Source organism: Peribacillus sp. P4_C12, from assembly GCF_056402095.1.
Map to the genome: position 1 here is coordinate 18385 of NZ_JBFUIB010000002.1, position 24757 is coordinate 43141.

Below are 24757 nucleotides of genomic sequence, written 5' to 3' on the forward strand. Positions count from 1 at the left end.
CTAATTGTCAAATTTGTGATTTATCCAATTCCGATCTAACCATTTCAAACAACAACCTTACACCAAAGCCAGATGCGCCGGTTACATAGTAGCCCTGTTCACGCCAAGGTCGGACCGTATTCGCCATATCGATATGAACCCACTTTATCCCGTTCTCCACAAATTGCTTTAAAAATAAAGCAGCCGTAATGGCCCCGCCAAACTGCGAACTGCTCATATTATTTACATCCGCACAATCGCTTTTCAAATAATATAAATAATCATCAAACACCGGCATTGGCCAAACATGGTCACCTGTTTGATCACCCAGTTGTTTATAATGCCACAAGTCCGATTCAGCATTACTAAATACACCGGCAGCTTTTAAACCAAGTGCACTTCCGATACTTCCTGTTAATGTGGCAATATCAACAATGGTTTTTGCCTCGAGCAATTGTGCATATAGCAATCCATCTGCTAGAATCAAACGTCCTTCAGCATCTGTATTTCCTACTTCTACATGCAAACCATTTCGATAGCGAATGACATCTGATGGCAAAAATGCATTTCCGTCAGCAAGGTTTTCCACAAGCGGCAAAATGGCAACAACATTTGCGGCTGCGTTGGAGTCAGCCAACAGCTTCATCGCACCTACCACCGCAGCCGAGCCACCCATGTCCATTTTCATTTCGCCAATATCTTTCCCGGTCTTTACATTTATTCCTCCTGAATCAAATGTAACTCCTTTTCCGACTAAAGCGATTTTTTCTTGATTTACATCACGAGCCAACGTCAGGACAACAAGTTTTGCAGGTTCACTACTTCCTTTTGCAACAGTATGAATCCCGGTAAATTCTTCACTTGATAAATCATTTCCGTCAATCACTTTAACGGATACATCTGTTCCACTAAAAACTTGTTTTAAACGTTCAGCATATGCAGTTGGTGTTAATTTATTTGCTGGTTCATTACATAAATCCCTGGCAAGATTGACCGCATTTGCCCTGATACGAGCTACATGATCATATTCCCTTAAACTTTCATCTTCCCATTTCACTGTTAAATGATTTAATTTCTCAACCCTTTTATATGATGAAAATTGATATTCGGCCAAATACCAGCCTTCCATAAAACTGCTGATGACTTGCCCAAGTTCCGGATTCTCTGCCCGATCAATGATCAATGAAAACTCTACCGAAACAGTTGCATCTTTCATGTTTTTTAGACTTTTTCGGGAGATTCCACCCAAAAAGCGGACATCCTCCAATGTGAGAGAATCTTTGTGGATTCCAATGTATACAATCAATTCCTTTTCTTTTGGGATGAGCTGCACTTTACCAAATTCAGTGCATGATTTCTCTTCGAAATAAACTGTGTCATCATTAGCTTCATGAATCGGTACGATATTGATATGCATGTTCGTTCTCCTCACTTGCATCATATATGACAAGCAACCAGCCGATCCAAATCGTGTCCAACTGATTCTACTTGCATGGTAACTTATAAATCTATCGGTTAATCACAATACTAATTCATTTGTTTTCGTCTTGCTTTTGGAATCATTTGCGGGATGGAAGACAATAGTGTTTTTGTGTAATCATGTTTTGGGTTGTTGAATATTTCCTCTTTTGTTGCTATTTCTACCAAATTTCCAAAATACATTACACCGACCCGGTCACTAATATGTTCCACAACACTTAAATCATGGGAAATAAATAAATAGGTCAAATTATATTCATCCTGTAAATCTTTCATTAAATTTAATACTTGCGACTGGATTGAGACATCGAGCGCTGAAACAGGCTCGTCGGCAATGATTAAATCTGGCTGTAAAATCAAAGCACGCGCAATTCCAATCCGTTGACGCTGCCCGCCACTAAATTCATACGGATATTTATTCAAATGGAATTTGCTGATACCGCATTTATCCAGAAGATCTTCTACCCTTTTATCTTTTTCCATTGAAGACATGTGCTTAAAATGGATATCCAAAGGTTCTCTTAAAATATCCTTTATTTTCATCCGCGGACTTAATGAAGCATAAGGATCCTGGAAAACCATTTGCATTTTTTGCCGATATTTTTTCCACTCATTCTTACTTGCGTTTGCCAAGTCTTTTCCATTAAATATAATCGATCCAGAATCAACTGGAATGAGCCCGTTGAGCAATCGGCCAGTCGTTGATTTCCCACAACCCGATTCACCAACAAGTCCCAATGTTTCACCTTTTTTAATATGGAAGGAGATTCCATTTACCGCTTTAACGTACTTTTTCTCTTCAAACCAGCCTGTCTTTATCGGGAAATACTTCTTTATATTTTTTGCTTCTATTAAAATATCATCACCCATACTGCATTTCCCCCTTTTTTTCAACCTCTTCATCAAATAACCAGCATCTCATTGTATGATCACCATCTGCCATTAACTCCGGTTCTTTTTCATGACAAATCGGCATGGCTGATGGACATCTTGGAGCAAACTTGCACCCTTTCGGCATATTGTTTGGGTTTGGAACTGTTCCTGTAATGGAATTCAGCCGATCTTTTTTAGAACCAATTTTCGGTGCCGATTCAATCAACCCTTTTGTATATGGATGTTTCGGATTTTCAAACAATTCAACAGCAGTTGCTTCCTCGACTATTCTCCCGGCATACATGACAATGACTCGATCACAGATTTCGGCTACAACACCGAGATCATGTGTAATAAGTAAAATGCCCATATTCGTTTTTTCTTGAATTTCTTCCATCAATTTCAAAATTTGCGCCTGAATCGTTACATCCAACGCAGTGGTCGGCTCATCAGCAATAAGTAAAGAAGGGTTACATGAGATTTGCATGGCAATAATAACTCTTTGCCTCATTCCACCAGAAAGTTGATGTGGATAGTCTTCCATGACTTGCTCCGCCCGTGGGATCCCAACTGATTTTAGTTTTTCAATCGCATACTGATGTGCCTCTTTTTTTGACATCCCCAAATGAAGAATAATGGTTTCCCTCATTTGCTTGCCGATTTTCAATACAGGATTAAGTGCTGTCATTGGCTCCTGGAAAATCATTGACAATTCTTTTCCGCGGTATTTCGTCATTTTCTTCTCAGAAAACGTTAATATATTTTCCCCTTTATATAAAATTCCGCCATCAACAATTTCGCCGTGTGTATCATGGAACAGACGCAAGATCGATAAAGATGTTACACTTTTTCCACTGCCTGATTCACCAACTAATCCGACAATTTCACCTTGATTGACATGAAAGCTGATACCATGTACGACTGGCAAGAATCCATTTTCAGTATGAAAACCTGTTTTAAGATTTTTTACTTCAAGTAAATCCGGCATATAAACCCTCCTAGTCTTTCATTTTCGGATCGAGCATTTCTCTTAATCCATCACCTAATAGATTAAAAGCCAAAACGGTTAAGAAAATAATTAAACCAGGGAAAAATACTATATGGAAGGCGGTACCAATATAATCTCTTGAAACACTTAACATTGCCCCCCAGTCAGGTGAAGAAGGCTCCGCACCCAAACCTAAAAAGCTCAAACTTGCTGCTGCCAAGATGGCTGTCCCAACATTCATCGTATAATAAACAATAATGGTCGGTAATGTCTCCGGGAATACATGTTTTAACATGATCCGCAACCGGCTTGCACCAAGTGATTCTTCTGCTTCAACGAAAAGCATTTCCTTCACTTCCAACGTTGCCCCACGAACAATCCTTGCAAAAGAAGGAACACTGAAAAATGCAACCGCAATAATAACATTTTTTAAACCAGGTCCTAAAATAGCAACGATCCCAATTGCCAAAATCAATTCAGGAAAAGCAAAAAGTACGTCACAAGTACGCATAATCAATTTATCTACCCTTTTACCAATAAATCCACTGATCAATCCTAAAATACTTCCAACAATCGCACCGAGTGTAACTGCGCAAAAACTGACCGAAAGCGAGATTCTTGCTCCCGCGATGATTCTGCTTAAAATATCACGTCCATATTCATCCGTTCCAAACAAATGGCTTGCAGAAGGTGTCTCCAGAACACTTGTATAATTAGGTTCTGCCGCATCATAGGGTGTAACAAATGGACCGATGATCATCATAATAAACAAGAACAAAATAAAATAGAAAGATATGGCCGCAGGCTTTTTCCGACGAAATAATCGCCAAAATTGAAGGAAGCGATTATCCTTATTAGTTTTCATTTGTTCCATTGTAATTGTTTCTGTTTGAAGATTGCTCATCATCATTTTCCCTCCTTACTCATACCGAATTTTTGGATTCAAATAACTGTACGCAATGTCGATGATCATATTAACTACAATAAACTGAAATGCGAACAATAATATTTCAGCTTGAACTACCGGATAGTCACGAAATTGAATCGAGTCAATCAATAAAGTTCCAAGTCCCGGAAAACTGAATACAGTCTCAACCACAACGGAACCACCGAGTAAAAAGCCAAACTGCAGTCCGGCAACTGTTACAACCGGAATTAATGAGTTCTTTAAGCCATGTCCAAAAATAATCTGGCGGCTGCCCAATCCTTTTGCACGCCCCATGCGGATATAATCCTGTTTCATACTCTCAACAAGGGATGATCGTGTAAACCTGGCAATCATTGCCATAATACCCGCTCCTAAAGCGAAAGAAGGCATAATGTAGCTTTTCCAGCCTTCTGCTCCTCCTGTTGGAAAAATACCGAGTTGTACAGAAAATAATTGAATAAGAACAAGGCCAACCCAAAAGTTTGGAAGTGAAATACCAGATACAGCTATAAACATTCCGAGGTGATCCAGCCATTTATTTCGAAATACAGCAGAAATGACTCCAATTAAGATTCCAACGACAAGTGCCCATATAATACTTAAAAAGGTTAGACCCAAGGTTGGTAAAATCCGATCACCAATCAATTCACTAACCGCCGCACCTGATTTTACCGAATAACCCATATCACCAGTAAGCGTGTCTTTTAAATATACAAAATACTGTTCATATAACGGCTTATCCAACCCCAAGCTTGCTCTTGCCATTTCCACTTCTTCCGCAGTTGCATCTTTCCCAGCTAAAAGTCGTGCCGGGTCACCAGGTATAATGTGAATAAACATGAAGACAATAAATGAAACAACAAGGAGTAATGGGATAAGACTAACCAGACGCTTTACTATATATTGCCACAATAGAAACACACCTCCAATGAGTGAAGAAAGGGCTTACTTTCATAAGCCCTTTTTTTGGTTGTTGTTATTGAGAATCTGATCATTACTGAATGACAGTATATTCCTAAAAAATTTCCTATTTCATTTGTGCTTTTGAAATATTGATAACTCCATCCGGTGCAACATATACACCTTCTAGGTTATTACTGTGTCCTGCCAAGTTAACATCTGAAGCAAGGAAAATCCAAGGTGCATCTTGATAAACAGTACGTTGAATATCATTATAGATTTTTTCTTGCTCTTTCGGATCTGCTGAAGCATTTGCTTCTTTAATCCAGTTTGATACTTTGTCATTATCATAGTAAGCAGTGTTTGCACCATTTGGCGGGAAGTACTCACTGCTGAATAGACCACGGGTTGCACCGTCAGCATCACCTGATGAAGGTGACCAGCTAACATACCACATTTGTACCTTCGCATCCTCAGGTTTTTCCGGTGTGTAAATTTCGTCTGACAAAGTTCCTTCCTCCATCGACTTAATCGTAACGTCAATGCCTATTTGTGCTAATTGCTGCTTAATGAATTCCATACCTTTAACAGATTCGGAACTTGTATTACCCCAAATCTCTGATTCAAATCCATTTTCAAAACCAGCTTCTTTTAACAGTTCTTTTGCCTTTTTAACGTTAAATTCATATGATTTCTGTTTTGCATAATATTGTGTTTCTGGAGCCATTGTCGAATCAAGAACATGTCCAAAACCATTTTTTACAACTTGAATATAGGCTTTTTTGTCAACAGCTAAGTTCATTGCTTGACGAACCTTTAAATCCTTGTATGGATCCTTAAATGTGTTTATGGATACATATCTTACAATTGTGGATGGTGTTTCTTCAATCGTTGCATCCTTACTATTTTTAAATTCTTTTACATTTTGCTGTGGCATTGGGTATACAAAATCAGCTTCACCTGTTTTTAACATCGCTACACGTGAACCATTTTCTGGAACTGGACTGAATTTCACTTTTTCTACATTTGTTTGATCCCCGCCCCAGTAATCTGCATATTTTTCAACTTCAAGAGTTTTACCTTGTTTCCATTCAACAAATTTGAATGTTCCTGTTCCAACAGGATTTGCTTCAATATATTTTGTTCCTTCTTCGATGGCTTTCGGGCTAATCATCGGTACCATCCCGAACTTATTAATCATGGCACTAAAAGGTTCTTTCAGTTTAAAGGCAACCTCATAATCACCAATAATGTCCATCGAATCAACAAATTTCAAACTGCGTTTTGCACTTAAATTATTTGCATCATCCATAATACGATCGTAGTTGGCCTTTACTGCATCAGCATTGAATGGTTCTCCATCATGGAATGTCACACCTTCACGCAATTTAAACGTATATGTTAATCCATCTTTACTAATTTCGTATGACTCGGCCAAGGCAGGAACAATACTCATGTCCTTATCAAAACCAACCAAACCTTCGTACATGGAACGGATTCCATAGATCGATACCGTATCCCCTGCATTGTGCGGATCAAGCGTTATAAAGTTTTGGTCGATCACAATGGTAATTTCCTTGTCACTCTTTGTTTTTCCTGATTTATCAGTTGAACTTGCATTGTTACTGCTACACGCTGCACTAAATAGTGCAAGAGTCAGTATAAGTACTAAAACGGAAAATTTTCTCATATTTTCTCCTTTATAACTTGAATTTTTATTTGTTTTGTTTTGCTTAAGACTTGCGAATTTAAAGATTCACTATACTCCCACGCAATCTTTGACACCGCTTTATGCTGCACTTTGAAATATTATGCAGTGTTTTTGTCAATTTCCGCAGCAACTACACGGTGCACTCATGCATTTTATAAGTATATTTTTGTTTTTCCGACAACGACCCCATCATCATTCAAAATAGTATCTGGTTTTAATTGCAACAAAGCATGAATCGTTTCTTCATTTTGGTAATTCAGCTTTTTAAGAATTTCTGCAACTAATAATGGCCAAATCAATTCAGTCCCGCTTAGGACCTTCAATGCAATACTTATCTTTTCCTCTCTTAATGCAAGACAATAAACCCCTTGAGCGCCCCCTTTTGCAATAATATTTCTATCTTTTAATAAAACACTGCATATAAAATCATGTGAAGCAATAATGTTGGGGTGAGCATTCATGATCTCACCGATATTAATAACAGCATCTCTTGCTACTTGATCCTCTATCAATTCAGGTCTGACAAATTTCAAATAAGAGATTGCCATATTCTTAAGTGGAACGGCATGAACAGGTACTCCGCAACCATCTGTTCCCAGTTTGATTTCGTTAATTGGGACTTCCGATAATTCTGACAAATAATGCAATACCTTTTTTTGTAAAGGATTGTCCGGTCGCTCATATCCTTCTTGACTCAGACCTTTCACCTTTGTATACCCCATGAATCCCAAATGTTTTCCAGCACAATTATGCAGCAATCTTCGTTTTGGTTTTTTTGCTAATATGTATTCCATTTTTGGTGCTTCATTTAAAGGATAACTGCTTGCACAAACTAAATGATCTTCCACAATATCCAGTTTTTCTTTCACACGAATAAGTGCTTCCTGATGGTATTTCTCCCCTCTTTGAGAAGCCATGAATAATGCTGCTTCCTCATCGGTGAGATTGTATTTATTAATAATATCTGTTGTGAAAACTGGGATTGCCTGAATTGGTTTCATTGCAGATCTATAAAATATCGGTTGGTTACTATCTCCTTTCTGATAAATTACCTCTTTGTTTTCATTGACAATACATATGACACCTTGATGTACATTTTCCAATTGATGATTTCTGAATTCCTCCGCAATGACAGGATATTCCATATTTAAGAACCACCCTTAAAATTAAAATTTTTAATTAATTTCCGTTGCACACTAAGTGCTGCACCTTTCACAACACCAATCCCTTTCATTTGAGTAACATGTAATTCATATGAATATGATTCTGGGAACAAAGTGCTGTTTGAATGTTTCTCTATTACCAATTCTGCTATTTCCGGGTATTCTTCTATTAAACTGCCTGACAAAAAAACCGCATCCGGATTATACGCACAGACAACATTTTTGATCGCTAATCCCGCATAGGTAGATGCCTTTTCCAGGATATTGACGGCCCACTTCTCTTTTTTCTTGTACGCCGCTACCAACTCGTCTATACTATCCATTGGTCGTGATTTTGATGCTTCATCAAGTAAAAAGTCGATGGCTATGTATGTTTGCAAACAACCAAAATTACCGCATGGACAATATGCACCGTAAGGATCTAGGGTCATATGGCCGATCTCACCCGACATATTATTTGTACCGCGATATATCTCGCCATCTGTGATAAGAGCCGAGCCAACTCCTTTACCAAATCCAAGCATCACGACGTTCTTGTAAGGAAGGGACGCACTCACATACTCGGCCAAAGCTTTTAACTTTAACTCGTTATCAATAAAAACCTCGCAGTCTAATTTTTGTTCCAGTATTTGTTTAAGAGGAACATTCTTCCAGTTAAACTGGGCCGAGAACCCCACGGTACCTTTTTCATTGTCTATTAGTCCCGGCAGTCCTACACAAACACCAGCAATACGATCTTTACCAATGTTTTGTTCAATAATCAAATCATTTACCATCTGCCCGATAAACTCAACCACATGATCATAATGATCTGTTTCAGTTTGGAACGAACGTACGATGATTAACTCACCTATCAGATTCATCAAGCCAACCCGAACAACCCCTACATCAATTTCAATCCCAACAAATATAACTGAATGCTCATTAGCCATAAAATAAGTAGCTTTTCGTCCTACTTCGTCTGTATGCAAATACACCTCTTTAATGAGCTGCTCGCCTTGTAATGAGGCAACAATTCGGGAAGCTGACGTTGGACTCATGGCCATATGTTTGGCAATCTCGGCTCTGGAGATTGGTCCATTTTGGATTATGTATTCCAGAACCAAACTCTGATTCTGCTTTTTTAAAAAATGCTGATCTTTGACTCTCATATTCACCTTCCTAACATCATGTAATTAATAAATGAGAATTTTATTGTTTTCCGACGGAATAAACCACTATTAATGCTAATTATCCTTGATAATAGATTAAAATCAATTTAGTTTCTTCCATGATGTAAATAAATTATAATTTATACTTTTATTACCGTCAAGAATATTCTGTCATTCAAAACATTCAGTAACTTTATTTAATGCAATGCGTTTTAGTTAATATACTGCTTTATTCAGGTTTTCAGGTTCTGGAAAAAAACTTTGTAGCGGATAACTTTTTAGTATTTTTCGCATAACTGATTGTCTAAAAATGAATAAAATACCCCTTTAACAGAAACTTGTTTGGCTACTAAAGGGGTATACATAAGAGATTATTAAAAAAAAATATCAATACCAGTTATTAGTATCATGGCGTAGCAAAATCGACGCAGGAACGTTTTTAGTAACTTCAACATGGATATCTTTTTTTAAGTTTCCCTTTTTCAGTCTCCTTGAAGAAGAATCTCTTTCGCTTTCATAATGTTTCTAATTCTCATTGTTAACACCTGGGTCGGAATGTACTCAATTTTTTGAAAAGTGGGCATTTGCTTTTTGCGTTGATTGATTAAGCTCATTAATATGGTGTAGCTTGGTATTACTCCAACAATGGTTCAAAAGATTAACAAGTACAGCGAAAAATGCGGAATGGAATCAATCTTATACCATGAGTAACATGGAACTTATAAACTAGTACATATCACTAGATGGAGTACGGAACGATGGGAAACTACCATATTCCATGCGGAGTAGGAGAAAAGCCGGAGATAACTTCAAACGCTTACCTATTGCTAACGATTGTTAAATAAACACATAGATTTAAACAATGCTTTATTTTTATATATTTAAACGTGTTATGATTTTAAATTAAATGCTTTATTATCTAACAGCCTAAACACAAAAAAAAGAGTAGACAACATTGTGTCTACTCTTCTAACTTTGTTTCTTTCCCCTTAACTTCTTCATAATCTGGCTTTTTCATATCCAATCCTAATCGGTCACCTTCTCCACTTCCCGGCATCTCACTCATTTCTTCATACGAATTTCCAAGCTTTTCATAATAATAATATGGAGTAAGTTCACGATCTGGATCATCCATATAAAAAGCAAATTGAATATACTATCCAGCTTCCTGACATCGAGGAAGTATTGCAACTATTACCTAACGAAAGAAAAGAACCTTTTATTCTTGTATAACTATAAGGAGATGGTATAGATGGCTTATGTAAGGAAATATCAAACCAAAAAAGGCGAAAGATGGATGTGCGTAGTGGAGAATGGAATAGATCCTCAAATAGGAAACCGCCGGTGAATTGTTAAAAAAGGATTTATTAAACAGAAAGATGCTCTTAAAGAATTCGAGCGTAAAACAAGTGGTAAAAAATTTGAAGATACAAATTTAACTTTTGAAGAAGTGACAGAAGACTGGCTTGATGTCTATAGTGAAACAGATGTAAAGATTAGTACTATCCGTGTTAGAAACCATGAAATTGGGCATTTAAATCGCTATTTTGCTAAATATAAGATCAAAGATATTACTAAAAGAATGTATCAAAATGCATTAAATGATTTGAAGAAGAAAGAACAGCTTGCTCATAATACCATTTCTGGTATACACGGAACAGCAAGGATGATATATAAAAGAGCAATGGAACAAGACCTATTATTAGCTGATCCAACAGAGTATGCTTTCATTCCGAAAGATAAAAAGACAGTTGAGGATATTGAAAATAAGAAAGTCGAAGATGAATTTTTAAAAAATATGAGTTAAAGACATTCTTAGATACAGCCAAAACACAGGGTGAAATTGATGACTATGTAATTTTTTTAACGTTATCCTGGACAGGCCTTAGAGCTAGTGAATTAGTAGCACTTAAGTGGAAAGACATTGATTTTGAAGAAAATGCGATCAATATTACAAAGACCTACTATAATCCAAGAAATAATACCAAAGATTATAAATTGCTTCCTCCCAAGACTAACGGTTCAATACGTAAGATTGATGTGGAAGATGAAGTTATTAATCCCCTCCATAAACATAGATTGAAGCAAAAAGAAATCAAACTACAAGTTGGCAAAGAGTATTATGATAAAGATTTTGTTTTTGGAAGATTAAATGCTCCTTATTTCGGTTATCCACATTTTATTAAGACTATAGAAAATCGAATGGAAAGCTTGTTAACAAAAACGCGAGCTATTAACAAACGATTAACACCTCACTCCTTAAGACACACCCATACATCTTTGTTAGCAGAAGCTGGTGTTGAATTACTTCAAATTATGGATCGACTTGGTCACACAGAAGATGAAACAACTACACAAGTTTATTTACACATTACAAAAGACCGAAAAAAAGAAGCTTCTCAAAAGTTTGCTCAACTAATGAGAAGCCTCTAATTTTAATTTCGGATTGGTTCGGGCACTTTTTCGGCACCTAAAATGATGTTTCTACCTACAAACCCTTAATATATAAGGGTTTTATAGATCAAATTACATCATGCCGCCCATTCCGCCCATGCCACCCATATCAGGCATGCCCATGCCACCAGCGCCAGCAGGTTCTGGTTTGTCAGCAACAACAGCTTCTGTTGTTAAGAACATTGCAGCAACAGAACCAGCGTTTTGTAGAGCTGAACGAGTTACTTTAGTAGGATCCACGATACCAGATGCGATCATGTTAACCCATTCGCCAGTAGCTGCATTGAAGCCAGTTCCAACTGCTTCACCTTTAAGGCGTTCTACGATTACAGAGCCTTCAAGTCCAGCATTGTGAGCGATTTGGCGTACAGGCTCTTCGATAGCACGAAGAACGATTTTCACGCCTGTTGCTACGTCGCCTTCCGCTTGAATTTCTGCCACTTTATTGTATACGTTTAGAAGAGCTGTACCACCACCGGCTACGATACCTTCTTCAACAGCAGCACGAGTAGAGTTCAATGCATCTTCAATACGAAGTTTACGTTCTTTTAATTCTGTTTCAGTAGCTGCACCGACTTTGATTACTGCTACACCACCAGCTAATTTAGCAAGGCGTTCTTGTAATTTTTCACGGTCGAATTCAGAAGTTGTTTCTTCTAATTGAACACGGATTTGGTTTACACGAGCTTGAATTTGAGCTGTATCTCCAGATCCTTCAACGATAGTTGTGTTTTCTTTTGTAACAACCACTTTAGACGCACGTCCTAAAGATTCGATTGTTGCAGATTTAAGGTCAAGTCCGATTTCTTCAGTGATTACTTCGCCGCCTGTAAGAGCTGCGATGTCTTCAAGCATTGCTTTACGACGATCACCGAATCCAGGAGCTTTAACCGCAACTGCATTGAATGTTCCACGAAGTTTGTTCACAACAAGAGTTGCAAGCGCTTCGCCTTCTACATCTTCAGCAATCAATAATAGTGGTTTTCCTTGTTGAACAACTTGCTCAAGTACAGGAAGGATTTCTTGGATATTCGTTACTTTTTTATCCGTGATTAAGATATATGGATTGTCTAAAACAGCTTCCATTTTATCTGAATCTGTAACCATGTAAGGGGAAGCATATCCACGGTCGAACTGCATACCTTCTACAACGTCCAATTCAGTTGTGAAACCTTTAGACTCTTCGATTGTAATGACGCCGTCGTTACCAACACGTTCCATAGCTTCAGCAATCAGTTGTCCTACTTCTTCATCAGCTGAAGAGATAGCAGCAACTTGTGCAATCGATTCTTTGTTTTCAACAGGTTGAGAAATGGCTTTTAATTCTGCAATTGCAGTATTAACCGCTTTTTCAATTCCTTTACGGATACCCATTGGGTTAGCACCAGCTGTTACGTTTTTAAGACCTTCACGGATCATTGCTTGCGCTAGAACCGTTGCAGTAGTTGTACCGTCACCAGCTACGTCGTTTGTTTTGCTTGCTACTTCAGCAACCAATTTCGCACCCATGTTTTCGAATGCATCTTCTAATTCGATTTCTTTAGCGATTGTTACACCGTCATTTGTGATAAGCGGTGAACCGAATTTTTTCTCAAGAACCACGTTACGACCTTTTGGTCCAAGCGTTACTTTAACTGCATCTGCAAGTGCGTCCACACCACGAAGCATTGAGCGGCGTGCTTCTTCACTAAATTTAATTTCTTTAGCCATTTATAAGTACCTCCCTAAAATTTTAAGAAAATTTTCGTTCAGTTAAGTATGATGTATAATTAGCCAATAACAGCTAAAATGTCGCTTTCACGTAAAATTAAGTATTCAGTATCTTCGTATTTCACTTCAGTACCAGCATATTTTGAGAAGATAATTAGATCGCCTTGGGCAACCTCTAAAGCAACACGTTCGCCATTTTCAAGAACACGGCCTGTACCAACTGCTACGACCTTACCTTCTTGTGGCTTTTCTTTTGCAGTATCAGGAAGAACAATACCGCTTGCCGTTTTTTCTTCAGATTGAACTAGTTCAATAATAACGCGATCACCTAATGGTTTTAACAAGTGAAACAACCTCCTCATATTCTCTTGATAATTTGCTTTATGATTATTAGCACTCTTCATCATCGAGTGCTAACACATTTATAATATTAAATAAACCGAGCCTTTTTTGCAAGTATCTTATCGAAAATTTTTTATTAATTTCTGATAAATTCCGGGTATACTACTTTAAGATAATGTTTCTTTTAACAAAGGAGATGAAATGTTCTCTTATGCGTACGTTTAAGTGGAGTTCTGTCTCATTATTTGATACCATTTTGGAGTATACGTTTAGAGATTGTCCCCATGTCAGGACCGTTATAAGAGAAATGGCGGACTAAATAAAAGGAGTTTTCATTTTTGAAAAAAGAATATTGGTTCGTCATCATCACTTACATAGCCATGCAATTATCCAGTATTGTTGGGATGCCTATTTTCATGCTGATTGGATCTTTAAGCGAAATGCCTGCTGATGAACTCAAAGTTAAAGCGGCAGCATACTGGATTGTATTCAGCTTTCTCGCAGCTCTAACACTGATTTTAATTTTGATGAGAAAAGATATGAGGGAAAGAATAGACACACGTAATCAAGCTTCAATCCCTACGTCTATATTGTGGGCGATAGCAGGTGTATTTCTGGCTCTTATTGCTCAAAGCTTAGCTGGAAGCATTGAACAAATGTTCGGGGTGAAGTCTGAATCTGAAAATACGCAGAATCTTATTTCACTCATATACGAAGTCCCAATGGTCATTTTCGTGACTTCAGTAATTGGACCTATTTTGGAAGAAATCCTTTTCCGGAAAATCATTTTCGGGTCACTTAATAAACGCTTTAATTTCTTTATTTCAGCTTTAATCAGCTCAGTTATTTTCGGCTTGGCGCATGGTGAACTCGAACATCTTCTTTTATATACAGCAATGGGCTTCACCTTTGCATTTCTTTATGCGCAAACAGGTCGTATCCTTGTGTCGATGGTGGCACATATTGCAATGAATACCCTTGTTATCATCCTTCAAGTGTTATATAGAGAAGATATTGAGAAAATGCTAGATACTGCACAGGCCTTTATCGGAGGTTTATTATGAAACGTCGTCAATCACCACTATTTATCGGTATCATCTATACAGCCTTAGGAGCCCTTTTTACGGCTATCGCAATCCAAACTGTCAATTCATCAGGATGGGGAATCTTTGCCTACATACTCGTACTTATTGCAACTCTTGACTTTGGGTCAGGGTTACGTATGATCATGCTGCACTTTAAAATTAAATCCGCAAACAATAAGAAGAAAAAATAAAAAACGCTGCGAAGACGCAGCGTTTTTTTATTCCTCTAATGCAACTTCTTCTACCACAGGATAATGCTTTAAAAAGTAGATGAGAGACTGAAGCTCTACGGCCAGGTCAATATGGTGAACTCTTATAGACGGCGGTACAGTCAGCCGAGCAGGAGTGAAATTCAATATTCCTTTAATATCAGCTTTAACTAAACGATCGGTTATCGTTTGAGCCACTTGGGCAGGTACTGTCAAAATAGCTGCTGTAATATTATTTTCCTGCAAAAGGGTATCTATTTGGTCCATATGATAGATTGGTACATCAGCAATTCGCTTTCCAACCTTATCTTCAGAAACTTCAAATGCCATTTCAATTTTTGTATTATTATTTTTCAAAAAATTGTAATTTAAAAAAGCGGTCCCTAAATTCCCTACTCCAATTAAAGCGACTTTTGTCAATTCATCTTGATCTAGTGTTTTTCTGAAGAAGGATAGTAAATAATTCACATTATAGCCGTAGCCCTTTTTTCCAAGCGCGCCAAAGTAGGAAAAATCACGGCGAATTGTAGCCGAATCAACTTTTACAGCTTCGCTAAGCTCTGCCGAGGATACTCTTTGCTTACCTGAGGAATGTAAGTTCTTTAAAAATCGATAATATAAGGGCAACCTTTTGGCCGTTGCCTGCGGTATCTTTGGGTCATGGTTCATCGTTCTTCCCCGCCTTCACACATGCTTTTCAAACTTATTCTTCTTTATCTGTTTGATTCAACTGTCTTTTGTAATCGCTACTAGACACCCCACCTGTTTTCTCCACTAAAAATGTAGGCCCGATTACCATTCCTTTATCAATAGCCTTACACATATCGTAGACAGTTAAAGCGGTCACAGATGCAGCTGTTAACGCTTCCATTTCAACACCTGTACTCCCTTTTGTCTTGGCTTCTGTTTCTATTTTAAGCCTATAACCTTGTTCTTCTTTTACCCAATCAAAGGCTATATTGACCCCTTGTAGAGAAATAGGGTGACACATCGGGATTATATTGGATGTATTTTTGCTTGCCATGATGCCTGCAACCTGTGCAACTGACAGAACATCACCTTTTTTCATTTTCTGGTTCGTAATTTTTTCATATATTTCATCGTTCAATAAGATACTCGATTGAGCTGTTGCCGTCCGAATGGTTTCAGGCTTCGCACTCACATCAACCATTTTAGCTCTGCCTTGTTCATTAAAATGCGTTAAGTCCCCCATTAATAACCCCTCCTAAATCATACACTATTATTCCACATTATGTAACAGCTTGTTTTTGCCTAAACCTCAGCTGTTGCCGATAATTACTATAATACGTTACACTAACAATAATCAATTGAGGTGAAAATTTATGATTTTATTACAAATCAATCAACTATCCAAATATTACGGGGCTGAACTTATTTTATCAAATATGAAGCTCGAAGTTCAAAATAAAGATCGAATTGCCCTAGTTGGCCGAAACGGCGCTGGAAAATCAACTCTACTAAAAATCATAGCCGGACAACTTTCCCATGATGGCGGTGAGATCATCAAACCCAAAGGCGTCACTATTGGCTATATGGCACAGGATACAGGTTTAGAATCTGAACTTTCCATTTGGAATGAGATGCTGACTGTATTCAAAGACCTGATAGAGCAAGAGAAAGAACTGCGCCGACTTGAGGCCGAAATGGCCAAACCTGACACTTTTGATAACGAAATACTTTACCAAAAGGTGTTAAATGAATATGACACTTTACAGGTAGCCTTTAAAGAAAAGGGGGGCTATCAATATGAAGCAGATATCCGTTCCGTATTACATGGTCTTCAGTTTGGTGACTTTGACTATTCCACTCTCATTTCCACGTTGAGTGGAGGCCAAAAAACACGGCTTGCATTAGGAAAGCTGCTTTTAAAGAAGCCCGATATATTGATTCTCGATGAGCCAACAAACCATCTGGATATCGAAACTCTCTCCTGGCTTGAACAATATTTACAAAGTTACCAAGGTGCTGTACTTATTGTTTCCCATGACCGCTATTTTCTAGATAAAGTGGTAAACCAGGTGTATGAAATTTCAAGAAATAATATGAAAAAGTACTATGGTAATTACAGTTCTTATTTAGAAGGAAAAGCGGAAGATTATGAACGGGACATGAAGCAATTCGAAAAACAACAAGGTGAAATCGAAAAGCTGCGTGACTTTGTTCAACGTAATATCACAAGAGCTTCGACCACGAAAAGAGCGCAAAGCAGGCGTAAGCAGCTCGAAAAGATGGACGTATTGGACAGGCCACAAGGTGACGAAAAATCTGCTAATTTTTCCTTCCAAATTGAAAAGCAAAGCGGAAACGAGGTACTTCATCTTCAAAGCTTAGCTATTGGTTATGAAGGGGAAACAGTATCTAATAATATTAACTCTCGGATGACAAAAGGAGAAAGTATTGCCCTTGTCGGTCCAAATGGCGTTGGTAAATCGACGTTATTGAAAACGATTATATCCAAGCTGCCTGCAATTTCTGGCGATTTCCGTTTTGGAACGAACGTCGAGGTCAGCTACTACGATCAAGAACAGGCCAATTTGATTTCTAATAAACGCGTACTAAATGAACTATGGGATGATTATCCCCTTAAACCGGAAAAAGATATCCGCACAGTACTTGGTAATTTCCTTTTTAGTGGAGATGATGTATTGAAAACCGTTTCGACACTAAGCGGTGGTGAAAAGGCACGGCTTGCTTTAGCCAAAATGATGATGGAAAAAGGGAATTTTTTAATTCTTGATGAACCAACGAACCATTTAGATCTCGACAGCAAATTAGTGCTTGAAAACGCTTTGATAGATTATCCAGGAACCATTCTTTTCGTCTCACATGACCGTTATTTTATTAATCGAATTGCAACAAAGGTCATTGAGCTATCCAAAGACGGCAATGAAGAGTTTCTCGGCGATTATGATTACTATGTAGAGAAGAAACAAGAGCAAGCAGAAATCGAAGCACTCGAACAACAAAATAAATCAAACACTGTAGAACTAATCGTTGAAAAGACAAACTACAAAATTGATAAAGAAGCAAAAAAAGCAGAACGCCAGCGAAAGCGCCGTATCGAGGAAATCGAAGCAGCCATGGAGCTACTCGAAACTGAAATAAGCGAGTATAATGAGCTCCTTTGTGACCCAAACGTCTTCCAAGACCATGAAAAGGTAATGGAAGTTCAGACGAAGCTTGATAAAGCACAGGAAACTTTAGATCAGCATCTTGAAGAATGGGCTGAATTAGAAGAATAAACATTCGGACCGAGTTATTTAACTCGGTCTTTACATGATGTTTTGAAAAGATCCACTCAAAGTTATCCACATTTTTATACACAAACAAGTTGTTACTCAATAGCTACTCAATCAATTTATCCACAATATCCACAGAAACTTATGCACTTATCCACATAACAACTGGTTATACACAGCGGGTTTGAATAATAAAAAACGTTATCCACAGAATATTCTATTTTTTTAAAAATATGATAAAAAAGACAGGATACCGAAGTTTGGTATCCTGCCTTTTTTATCGTTAGAAAACTTCTAAATCTAATCCGGGGTTTCCGTTCAAATCTAACCCAGAGCGCTTCCCTTTTTCGAACATGACACTTGCAGCTGCACCAATCATAGCTGCATTATCCGTACAAAGGTATAATGGGGGAATAGAAATATCCATTGGTAAATCCATAAAGGCTTCAGTTAGTGCTTTCCGTAGGCCTTTATTAGCGGCAACACCACCTGCAAGTAACACCTGTTTCACATCATATTCCTTAGCAGCTTTTACAGCTTTTGTCACAAGTACCTCTATGACGCTTGCTTGGAAACTTGCGGCCAAATCTTTAGGATCAATTTTTTCTCCACGTTGTTCTGCATTATGCAAAGTGTTAATTACAGCTGATTTCAACCCACTGAAAGAAAAGTCATAGCTGCCATCCAGCCATGCCCGAGGCAGTTTCAAAGATGGTGAACCCTCTTGTGCAAGCCTATCGATATGAGGACCGCCTGGATAAGGAAGTCCTAAAGTTCGAGCTACTTTATCATATGCCTCTCCTGCTGCATCGTCCCGCGTCTCCCCTATTACTTTAAAGGAACCGGGCTCCTCTAAAAGCACCAATTCCGTATGGCCTCCTGAAACGACTAATGAGAGGGCTGGGTACTGAATTTCTTGAACAAGTCTATTTGCATATATATGGCCCGCGATATGGTGCGTTCCAACAAGTGGGATTCCATGAGCGAATGCCACTGCTTTAGCAGCATTAACACCTATTAACAATGCCCCTACTAGCCCAGGACCTTCTGTAACAGCAATAGCGTCCAAATCTTCGTACGTCACACCAGCCTGAAGCAAAGCCTCTTCAAGCACGATTGTAATTTGCTCTACATGGTGTCGGGACGCTATTTCAGGTACAACACCACCAAACCGCTTATGGCTTTCTATTTGTGAAGCCACGACATTGCTCAATATCTCTGTACCATTTTTTATGACAGCTGCAGCAGTTTCGTCACAGCTGGTTTCAATTCCTAATATAAGTTGATCTTTTTTCATGAAAAATTCACCCACATAACATAAGCATCTTCTTGATTATCTGTATAATAATTTTTACGAATTCCACCCTTTTGAAAACCTAGTTTTTCATAAAGTGAAATGGCCACTGCATTACTAACACGAACTTCAAGCGTCATCCTTACAACGCCCATGCTAATTGAGATTTCAATCATCTTTCTAAGCAGAGCTTCACCCAGCTTTTGCCCTCGATATTCAGGTAAAATAGCGATATTGGTAATATGCGATTCATCAATGACAATCCACGCGCCGCAATAACCAGCAATTTTCCCTTCATCTTCAATAACCATGTAAACAGCATATTGATTATGATTTAATTCATTAAAAAAAGCTTCCCGGCTCCAAGGCAAAGTAAAGGATTGTTTTTCTACGTTTAACACTTGGTCAATATCTTCCGTTTTCATCTTTCGAAACGTCAATGTTTTACTCATAATAATCGGTCGCTTTCCTATTATTTTATTTCCCCTGCTGTTCGAGCCACTTAGCTTCCGCTTCAGCCATACGAATATAGTTCGGTACAAACTGGTGTATGTCCACTTCAGTCTTGTTTAGGCCAATAAATGCAAGTTCGCTTGGTCGGGAGTTAAATAACTGTACGGGAGAAAATACTGCTAAATTCCCTAACACTTTCGTAATCGCTTCCCGATGAATTTCTACATCCTGACCAACAAATAAAACAGGACGCTTTAATTCCTTTAATCGAATTGCCCATTCAGAGGATAGAATATTGCAATCTTCCATGACTGTATTTAACACATTATTTTCTATTTCATATAATCCAGTATAAATCTGGCCTCTTCTTGCATCAAACAAGGGCGAAACTAACCCGTTAAAATAACGTCCATTAGCAGCTAAAACTTCTAGACTAGAAACAGCCGATAATGGAATTTTCAACGTCCACGCCAATGTTTTCGCAATTGTCACACCAATCCTAACCCCTGTATAAGATCCAGGGCCTTGAGCGACCACAATTTTAGTCAATTCCTTAGGACTAGTATCACAATCCCTTAATAGTGTCTCAATTGCTGGCATCACTCGAACCGAATGATTTTTCTTTAAATTCGTAGTATACTCGCCAATTACTTGAGTATCATTTATTAGAGCAATCCCTAACGTAAAGTTCGATGTATCTATAGCTAAAACCTTCATCAAATAATCTCCTTACATAACGTAACATACCTTTCGCCTTTGGCTTCTAAGACAAGACGGCGGCTTGTATCACTAAGACGATAAATATAAATAGTTAAGATTTCATTTGGAAGCTGGTCTTTAATTAAATGAGCCCATTCCACAACGGTCACACCTTCACCATCAAAATATTCATCGAAACCTAAATCTTCTTCTGATTCACTTACCCGATATACATCCATATGGTATAAGGGTAATCTCCCAACGTATTCCTTTATTATCGTAAAAGTTGGGCTATTCACAGTTCTCGATACACCTAAACCTTTAGCAAGACCTTTTGTGAACGCCGTTTTCCCTGCTCCCAAGTCCCCTTCTAAAGCAAGTACATCACCACTTGAAAGCTTTTGTGCTAATTCCTGTGCAAAATGCGCTGTTTCTTCCTCATTCTGAGAAATCCATTCAAATTGTTGCATATATCAATCACCTTTATCATCTATTAGGAGAATGTTCTCTAGTTTTATCTTGAGAACCATAAACACAATACTTAAAAAAGCTAACGACCATAATTATATCCCTAATAAAGCATTCTATATGTAGTTTACCTTGTTTCAAAAGAAGAAACAAATAAGTTAAGGACATTATTATCCGAAATTCAGATAAAACAAAAAAACGAAACCAAGGTTTCGTTTTTTTCATGATTGCGGGGACAGGATTTGAACCTGCGACCTTCGGGTTATGAGCCCGACGAGCTACCGGACTGCTCCACCCCGCGACGGTATAAATGTTTCTTGTATAAAATTTAGTATGTCCTTTTTTTAAAAAAGGATACAATTAAAGGTTATAGCTTGGCGACGTCCTACTCTCACAGGGGGAAACCCCCAACTACCATCGGCGCTGAAGAGCTTAACTGCCGTGTTCGGAATGGGAACGGGTGTGACCTCTTCGCTATCGYCACCAAACATTTAACCTTTTATYARGACATWYATTATTATAACATGAATCCTAATAAAATGCAAGAAGAAATTTTCATTCCTTCAAAACTAGATAATAAGAAGGTATTTSATTTTTTWAAAGCGTGGTTAAGTCCTCGATCTATTAGTATCAGTCAGCTCCACATGTCGCCACGCTTCCACCTCTGACCTATCAACCTGATCATCTTTCAGGGATCTTACTAGCTTGCGCTATGGGAAATCTCATCTYGAGGGGGGCTTCATGCTTAGATGCTTTCAGCACTTATCCCGTCCGCACGTAGCTACCCAGCTATGCCTTTGGCAAGACAACTGGTACACCAGCGGTGCGTCCATCCCGGTCCTCTCGTACTAAGGACAGCTCCTCTCAAATTTCCTGCGCCCGCGACGGATAGGGACCGAACTGTCTCACGACGTTCTGAACCCAGCTCGCGTACCGCTTTAATGGGCGAACAGCCCAACCCTTGGGACCGACTACAGCCCCAGGATGCGATGAGCCGACATCGAGGTGCCAAACCTCCCCGTCGATGTGGACTCTTGGGGGAGATAAGCCTGTTATCCCCGGGGTAGCTTTTATCCGTTGAGCGATGGCCCTTCCATGCGGAACCACCGGATCACTAAGCCCGACTTTCGTCCCTGCTCGACTTGTAGGTCTCGCAGTCAAGCTCCCTTGTGCCTTTACACTCTACGAATGATTTCCAACCATTCTGAGGGAACCTTTGGGCGCCTCCGTTACTCTTTAGGAGGCGACCGCCCCAGTCAAACTGCCCACCTGACACTGTCTCCCACCCCGATAAGGGGCGCGGGTTAGAATTTCAATACAGCCAGGGTAGTATCCCACCAACGCCTCCACCGAAGCTAGCGCTCCGGCTTCTCAGGCTCCTACCTATCCTGTACAAGCTGTACCAAAATTCAATATCAGGCTGCAGTAAAGCTCCACGGGGTCTTTCCGTCCTGTCGCGGGTAACCTGCATCTTCACAGGTACTATAATTTCACCGAGTCTCTCGTTGAGACAGTGCCCAGATCGTTACACCTTTCGTGCGGGTCGGAACTTACCCGACAAGGAATTTCGCTACCTTAGGACCGTTATAGTTACGGCCGCCGTTTACTGGGGCTTCGGTTCAAAGCTTCGCTTGCGCTAACCTCTCCCCTTAACCTTCCAGCACCGGGCAGGTGTCAGCCCCTATACTTCGCCTTGCGGCTTCGCAGAGACCTGTGTTTTTGCTAAACAGTCGCCTGGGCCTATTCACTGCGGCTTTTCYGGGCTATTCACCCTAAAAAGCACCCCTTCTCCCGAAGTTACGGGGTCATTTTGCCGAGTTCCTTAACGAGAGTTCTCTCGCACACCTTAGGATTCTCTCCTCGCCTACCTGTGTCGGTTTGCGGTACGGGCACCTTACATCTCACTAGAGGCTTTTCTTGGCAGCGTGGAATCAGGAACTTCGGTACTATATTTCCCTCGCCATCACAGCTCCGCCTTAATGGAAACGGGATTTGCCTCGTTTCCGGCCTAACTGCTTGGACGCGCATATCCAACAGCGCGCTTACCCTATCCTTCTGCGTCCCCCCATCGTTCAAACGATGTATAGGTGGTACAGGAATATCAACCTGTTGTCCATCGCCTACGCCTTTCGGCCTCGGCTTAGGTCCCGACTAACCCTGAGCGGACGAGCCTTCCTCAGGAAACCTTAGGCATTCGGTGGAAGGGATTCTCACCCTTCTTTCGCTACTCATACCGGCATTCTCACTTCTAAGCGCTCCACCAGTCCTTCCGGTCTGACTTCAACGCCCTTAGAACGCTCTCCTACCATCGACACCATACGGTGTCAATCCACAGCTTCGGTGATACGTTTAGCCCCGGTACATTTTCGGCGCGGAGTCACTCGACCAGTGAGCTATTACGCACTCTTTAAATGATGGCTGCTTCTGAGCCAACATCCTGGTTGTCTAAGCAACTCCACATCCTTTTCCACTTAACGTATACTTTGGGACCTTAGCTGGTGGTCTGGGCTGTTTCCCTTTCGACTACGGATCTTATCACTCGCAGTCTGACTCCCAAGAATAAGTATTTGGCATTCGGAGTTTGACTGAATTCGGTAACCCGTTGGGGGCCCCTAGTCCAATCAGTGCTCTACCTCCAATACTCTCATCTTGAGGCTAGCCCTAAAGCTATTTCGGAGAGAACCAGCTATCTCCAGGTTCGATTGGAATTTCTCCGCTACCCACACCTCATCCCCGCACTTTTCAACGTGCGTGGGTTCGGGCCTCCATTCAGTGTTACCTGAACTTCACCCTGGACATGGGTAGATCACCTGGTTTCGGGTCTACGACCTCATACTCATTCGCCCTATTCAGACTCGCTTTCGCTGCGGCTCCGTCTTATCAACTTAACCTCGCATGAAATCGTAACTCGCCGGTTCATTCTACAAAAGGCACGCCATTACCCATTAACGGGCTTTGACTACTTGTAGGCACACGGTTTCAGGATCTATTTCACTCCCCTTCCGGGGTGCTTTTCACCTTTCCCTCACGGTACTGGTTCACTATCGGTCACTAGGTAGTATTTAGCCTTGGGAGATGGTCCTCCCTGCTTCCGACGGGATTTCTCGTGTCCCGCCGTACTCAGGATCCACTCAGGAGGGAACGAAGTTTCAACTACAGGGTTTTTACCTTCTTTGACGGACCTTTCCAGATCACTTCATTTACCCCGTTCCTTTGTAACTCCATGTTGAGTGTCCTACAACCCCAAGAGGCAAGCCTCTTGGTTTGGGCTAATTCCGTTTCGCTCGCCGCTACTCAGGAAATCGCATTTGCTTTCTCTTCCTCCGGGTACTTAGATGTTTCAGTTCCCCGGGTCTGCCTTCAGTACCCTATGTATTCAGGTAAAGATACTGTTCCATTACGAACAGTGGGTTTCCCCATTCGGAAATCTCCGGATCAAAGCTTACTTACAGCTCCCCGAAGCATATCGGTGTTAGTCCCGTCCTTCATCGGCTCCTAGTGCCAAGGCATCCACCGTGCGCCCTTTCTAACTTAACCGTTAAAAAAGATCTTACTGATGCTTTGAAAAAATTAATTGCCTTCTATCTATTATCTAGTTTTCAAGGAACAAA

Annotated in this window: 21 protein-coding genes, 1 tRNA gene, 2 rRNA genes and 1 pseudogene; 5 read left to right on the forward strand and 20 right to left on the reverse strand. The window is 39.7% G+C overall.

Annotated features, from left to right (window positions below; genetic code table 11):
- Nucleotides 1–7: 7 nt before the first annotated feature.
- From AC1DUW_RS01145 to AC1DUW_RS01185, 9 genes and pseudogenes are all read right to left on the reverse strand, one after another.
- A complete protein-coding gene (locus tag AC1DUW_RS01145) occupies nt 8–1396 on the reverse strand; it encodes a leucyl aminopeptidase family protein (protein WP_053348947.1) in 1389 nt (462 codons plus the stop codon).
- Between the two features lie 110 nt (nt 1397–1506).
- The gene (locus AC1DUW_RS01150; RefSeq protein ID WP_083450977.1) at nt 1507–2328 is read right to left on the reverse strand and encodes an ABC transporter ATP-binding protein; all 822 of its coding nucleotides are present in this window, start codon (nt 2326–2328) and stop codon (nt 1507–1509) included.
- Nucleotides 2321–3319, reverse strand: a complete 999-nt coding sequence (locus AC1DUW_RS01155; protein WP_053348948.1) for an ABC transporter ATP-binding protein — start codon at nt 3317–3319, stop codon at nt 2321–2323. The genes AC1DUW_RS01150 and AC1DUW_RS01155 overlap by 8 nt, the downstream gene beginning before the upstream one ends.
- A 10-nt stretch (nt 3320–3329) precedes the next feature.
- Entirely contained in the window at nt 3330–4223 is an 894-nt protein-coding gene (locus AC1DUW_RS01160) for an ABC transporter permease (protein ID WP_152952417.1), read from the reverse strand.
- Nucleotides 4224–4238: 15 nt separating this feature from the next.
- Nucleotides 4239–5159, reverse strand: a complete 921-nt coding sequence (locus AC1DUW_RS01165; protein ID WP_053348949.1) for an ABC transporter permease — start codon at nt 5157–5159, stop codon at nt 4239–4241.
- Nucleotides 5160–5274: 115 nt separating this feature from the next.
- Nucleotides 5275–6837, reverse strand: a complete 1563-nt coding sequence (locus tag AC1DUW_RS01170; protein WP_053348950.1) for a glutathione ABC transporter substrate-binding protein — start codon at nt 6835–6837, stop codon at nt 5275–5277.
- A 173-nt stretch (nt 6838–7010) separates the two neighbouring features.
- Nucleotides 7011–8003: an asparaginase gene (locus tag AC1DUW_RS01175; RefSeq protein WP_053348951.1), complete on the reverse strand. Its 993-nt coding sequence runs from the start codon at nt 8001–8003 to the stop codon at nt 7011–7013.
- Between the two features lie 2 nt (nt 8004–8005).
- Nucleotides 8006–9172, reverse strand: coding sequence for an ROK family transcriptional regulator (locus tag AC1DUW_RS01180; protein ID WP_053348952.1), 1167 nt, complete (start codon nt 9170–9172; stop codon nt 8006–8008).
- A 961-nt stretch (nt 9173–10133) separates the two neighbouring features.
- Nucleotides 10134–10328 (reverse strand): annotated as a pseudogene (locus tag AC1DUW_RS01185) (cystatin-like fold lipoprotein); the annotation flags it as partial.
- Nucleotides 10329–10622: 294 nt separating this feature from the next.
- Between AC1DUW_RS01185 and AC1DUW_RS01190 the strand changes: the two are divergent.
- Nucleotides 10623–10979, forward strand: a complete 357-nt coding sequence (locus tag AC1DUW_RS01190) for a tyrosine-type recombinase/integrase (RefSeq protein ID WP_477641831.1) — start codon at nt 10623–10625, stop codon at nt 10977–10979.
- A gap of 35 nt (nt 10980–11014) precedes the next feature.
- Nucleotides 11015–11605, forward strand: a complete 591-nt coding sequence (locus AC1DUW_RS01195; RefSeq protein WP_477641880.1) for a site-specific integrase — start codon at nt 11015–11017, stop codon at nt 11603–11605.
- 93 nt (nt 11606–11698) lie between these two features.
- Here AC1DUW_RS01195 and groL read toward each other — a convergent pair whose 3' ends face one another.
- Nucleotides 11699–13336, reverse strand: a complete 1638-nt coding sequence (gene groL / locus AC1DUW_RS01200; RefSeq protein WP_053348953.1) for a chaperonin GroEL — start codon at nt 13334–13336, stop codon at nt 11699–11701.
- A gap of 59 nt (nt 13337–13395) precedes the next feature.
- The gene (gene groES, locus AC1DUW_RS01205; protein WP_053348954.1) at nt 13396–13680 is read right to left on the reverse strand and encodes a co-chaperone GroES; all 285 of its coding nucleotides are present in this window, start codon (nt 13678–13680) and stop codon (nt 13396–13398) included.
- A gap of 336 nt (nt 13681–14016) precedes the next feature.
- Between groES and AC1DUW_RS01210 the strand changes: the two genes are divergently transcribed.
- On the forward strand, nt 14017–14742 hold the full coding sequence (locus AC1DUW_RS01210; RefSeq protein WP_053348955.1) for a CPBP family intramembrane glutamic endopeptidase: 726 nt from the start codon (nt 14017–14019) through the stop codon (nt 14740–14742).
- Entirely contained in the window at nt 14739–14954 is a 216-nt protein-coding gene (locus tag AC1DUW_RS01215; protein WP_377444091.1) for a YdiK family protein, read from the forward strand. Before AC1DUW_RS01210 ends, AC1DUW_RS01215 begins: the two co-directional genes overlap by 4 nt.
- Nucleotides 14955–14981: 27 nt before the next feature.
- On the opposite strand, the gene AC1DUW_RS01220 is transcribed toward AC1DUW_RS01215, so the two are convergent.
- Both AC1DUW_RS01220 and moaC read right to left on the reverse strand, forming a co-directional pair.
- On the reverse strand, nt 14982–15641 hold the full coding sequence (locus AC1DUW_RS01220; protein ID WP_053348957.1) for a redox-sensing transcriptional repressor Rex: 660 nt from the start codon (nt 15639–15641) through the stop codon (nt 14982–14984).
- Between the two features lie 34 nt (nt 15642–15675).
- Nucleotides 15676–16185: a cyclic pyranopterin monophosphate synthase MoaC gene (gene moaC, locus AC1DUW_RS01225; protein WP_053348958.1), complete on the reverse strand. Its 510-nt coding sequence runs from the start codon at nt 16183–16185 to the stop codon at nt 15676–15678.
- Between the two features lie 130 nt (nt 16186–16315).
- Here moaC and AC1DUW_RS01230 point away from each other — a divergent pair, with 130 nt between their 5' ends.
- Nucleotides 16316–18235 carry an ABC-F family ATP-binding cassette domain-containing protein gene (locus tag AC1DUW_RS01230; protein WP_379149204.1) on the forward strand — a complete coding sequence of 640 codons (1920 nt, stop codon included), beginning with the start codon at nt 16316–16318 and terminating at the stop codon, nt 18233–18235.
- 280 nt (nt 18236–18515) lie between these two features.
- Here the strand turns inward: AC1DUW_RS01230 and tsaD are convergent, their stop codons facing one another.
- The 7 genes from tsaD to AC1DUW_RS01265 form a co-directional block, all read right to left on the reverse strand.
- On the reverse strand, nt 18516–19529 hold the full coding sequence (gene tsaD / locus AC1DUW_RS01235) for a tRNA (adenosine(37)-N6)-threonylcarbamoyltransferase complex transferase subunit TsaD (protein ID WP_328114673.1): 1014 nt from the start codon (nt 19527–19529) through the stop codon (nt 18516–18518).
- Nucleotides 19526–19978, reverse strand: a complete 453-nt coding sequence (gene rimI, locus AC1DUW_RS01240) for a ribosomal protein S18-alanine N-acetyltransferase (protein ID WP_053348961.1) — start codon at nt 19976–19978, stop codon at nt 19526–19528. Before rimI ends, tsaD begins: the two co-directional genes overlap by 4 nt.
- 25 nt (nt 19979–20003) lie before the next feature.
- Nucleotides 20004–20696, reverse strand: a complete 693-nt coding sequence (gene tsaB / locus AC1DUW_RS01245) for a tRNA (adenosine(37)-N6)-threonylcarbamoyltransferase complex dimerization subunit type 1 TsaB (RefSeq protein ID WP_053348962.1) — start codon at nt 20694–20696, stop codon at nt 20004–20006.
- Nucleotides 20696–21148 (reverse strand): tRNA (adenosine(37)-N6)-threonylcarbamoyltransferase complex ATPase subunit type 1 TsaE, encoded by a 453-nt coding sequence (gene tsaE / locus AC1DUW_RS01250; RefSeq protein WP_053348963.1) that lies wholly within the window; start codon nt 21146–21148, stop codon nt 20696–20698. Before tsaE ends, tsaB begins: the two co-directional genes overlap by 1 nt.
- A gap of 225 nt (nt 21149–21373) precedes the next feature.
- A tRNA-Met gene (locus tag AC1DUW_RS01255) sits at nt 21374–21447 on the reverse strand.
- Between the two features lie 71 nt (nt 21448–21518).
- Nucleotides 21519–21634 (reverse strand): 5S ribosomal RNA (gene rrf / locus AC1DUW_RS01260).
- A 116-nt stretch (nt 21635–21750) separates the two neighbouring features.
- Nucleotides 21751–24683, reverse strand: a 23S ribosomal RNA gene (locus tag AC1DUW_RS01265).
- Nucleotides 24684–24757 lie beyond the last annotated feature (74 nt).

What these genes read in the sequence shown, in the direction of transcription:
- AC1DUW_RS01145 (WP_053348947.1), bottom strand. Translation starts at nt 1,396, where the DNA reads ATGCATATCAATATCGTACCGATTCATGAAGCTAATGATGACACAGTT.
- AC1DUW_RS01150 (WP_083450977.1), bottom strand. Translation starts at nt 2,328, where the DNA reads ATGGGTGATGATATTTTAATAGAAGCAAAAAATATAAAGAAGTATTTC.
- AC1DUW_RS01155 (WP_053348948.1), bottom strand. Translation starts at nt 3,319, where the DNA reads ATGCCGGATTTACTTGAAGTAAAAAATCTTAAAACAGGTTTTCATACT.
- AC1DUW_RS01160 (WP_152952417.1), bottom strand. Translation starts at nt 4,223, where the DNA reads ATGAGCAATCTTCAAACAGAAACAATTACAATGGAACAAATGAAAACT.
- AC1DUW_RS01170 (WP_053348950.1), bottom strand. Translation starts at nt 6,837, where the DNA reads ATGAGAAAATTTTCCGTTTTAGTACTTATACTGACTCTTGCACTATTT.
- AC1DUW_RS01175 (WP_053348951.1), bottom strand. Translation starts at nt 8,003, where the DNA reads ATGGAATATCCTGTCATTGCGGAGGAATTCAGAAATCATCAATTGGAA.
- AC1DUW_RS01180 (WP_053348952.1), bottom strand. Translation starts at nt 9,172, where the DNA reads ATGAGAGTCAAAGATCAGCATTTTTTAAAAAAGCAGAATCAGAGTTTG.
- groL (WP_053348953.1), bottom strand. Translation starts at nt 13,336, where the DNA reads ATGGCTAAAGAAATTAAATTTAGTGAAGAAGCACGCCGCTCAATGCTT.
- AC1DUW_RS01215 (WP_377444091.1), top strand. Translation starts at nt 14,739, where the DNA reads ATGAAACGTCGTCAATCACCACTATTTATCGGTATCATCTATACAGCC.
- AC1DUW_RS01220 (WP_053348957.1), bottom strand. Translation starts at nt 15,641, where the DNA reads ATGAACCATGACCCAAAGATACCGCAGGCAACGGCCAAAAGGTTGCCC.
- moaC (WP_053348958.1), bottom strand. Translation starts at nt 16,185, where the DNA reads ATGGGGGACTTAACGCATTTTAATGAACAAGGCAGAGCTAAAATGGTT.
- AC1DUW_RS01230 (WP_379149204.1), top strand. Translation starts at nt 16,316, where the DNA reads ATGATTTTATTACAAATCAATCAACTATCCAAATATTACGGGGCTGAA.
- tsaD (WP_328114673.1), bottom strand. Translation starts at nt 19,529, where the DNA reads ATGAAAAAAGATCAACTTATATTAGGAATTGAAACCAGCTGTGACGAA.
- rimI (WP_053348961.1), bottom strand. Translation starts at nt 19,978, where the DNA reads ATGAGTAAAACATTGACGTTTCGAAAGATGAAAACGGAAGATATTGAC.
- tsaB (WP_053348962.1), bottom strand. Translation starts at nt 20,696, where the DNA reads ATGAAGGTTTTAGCTATAGATACATCGAACTTTACGTTAGGGATTGCT.
- tsaE (WP_053348963.1), bottom strand. Translation starts at nt 21,148, where the DNA reads ATGCAACAATTTGAATGGATTTCTCAGAATGAGGAAGAAACAGCGCAT.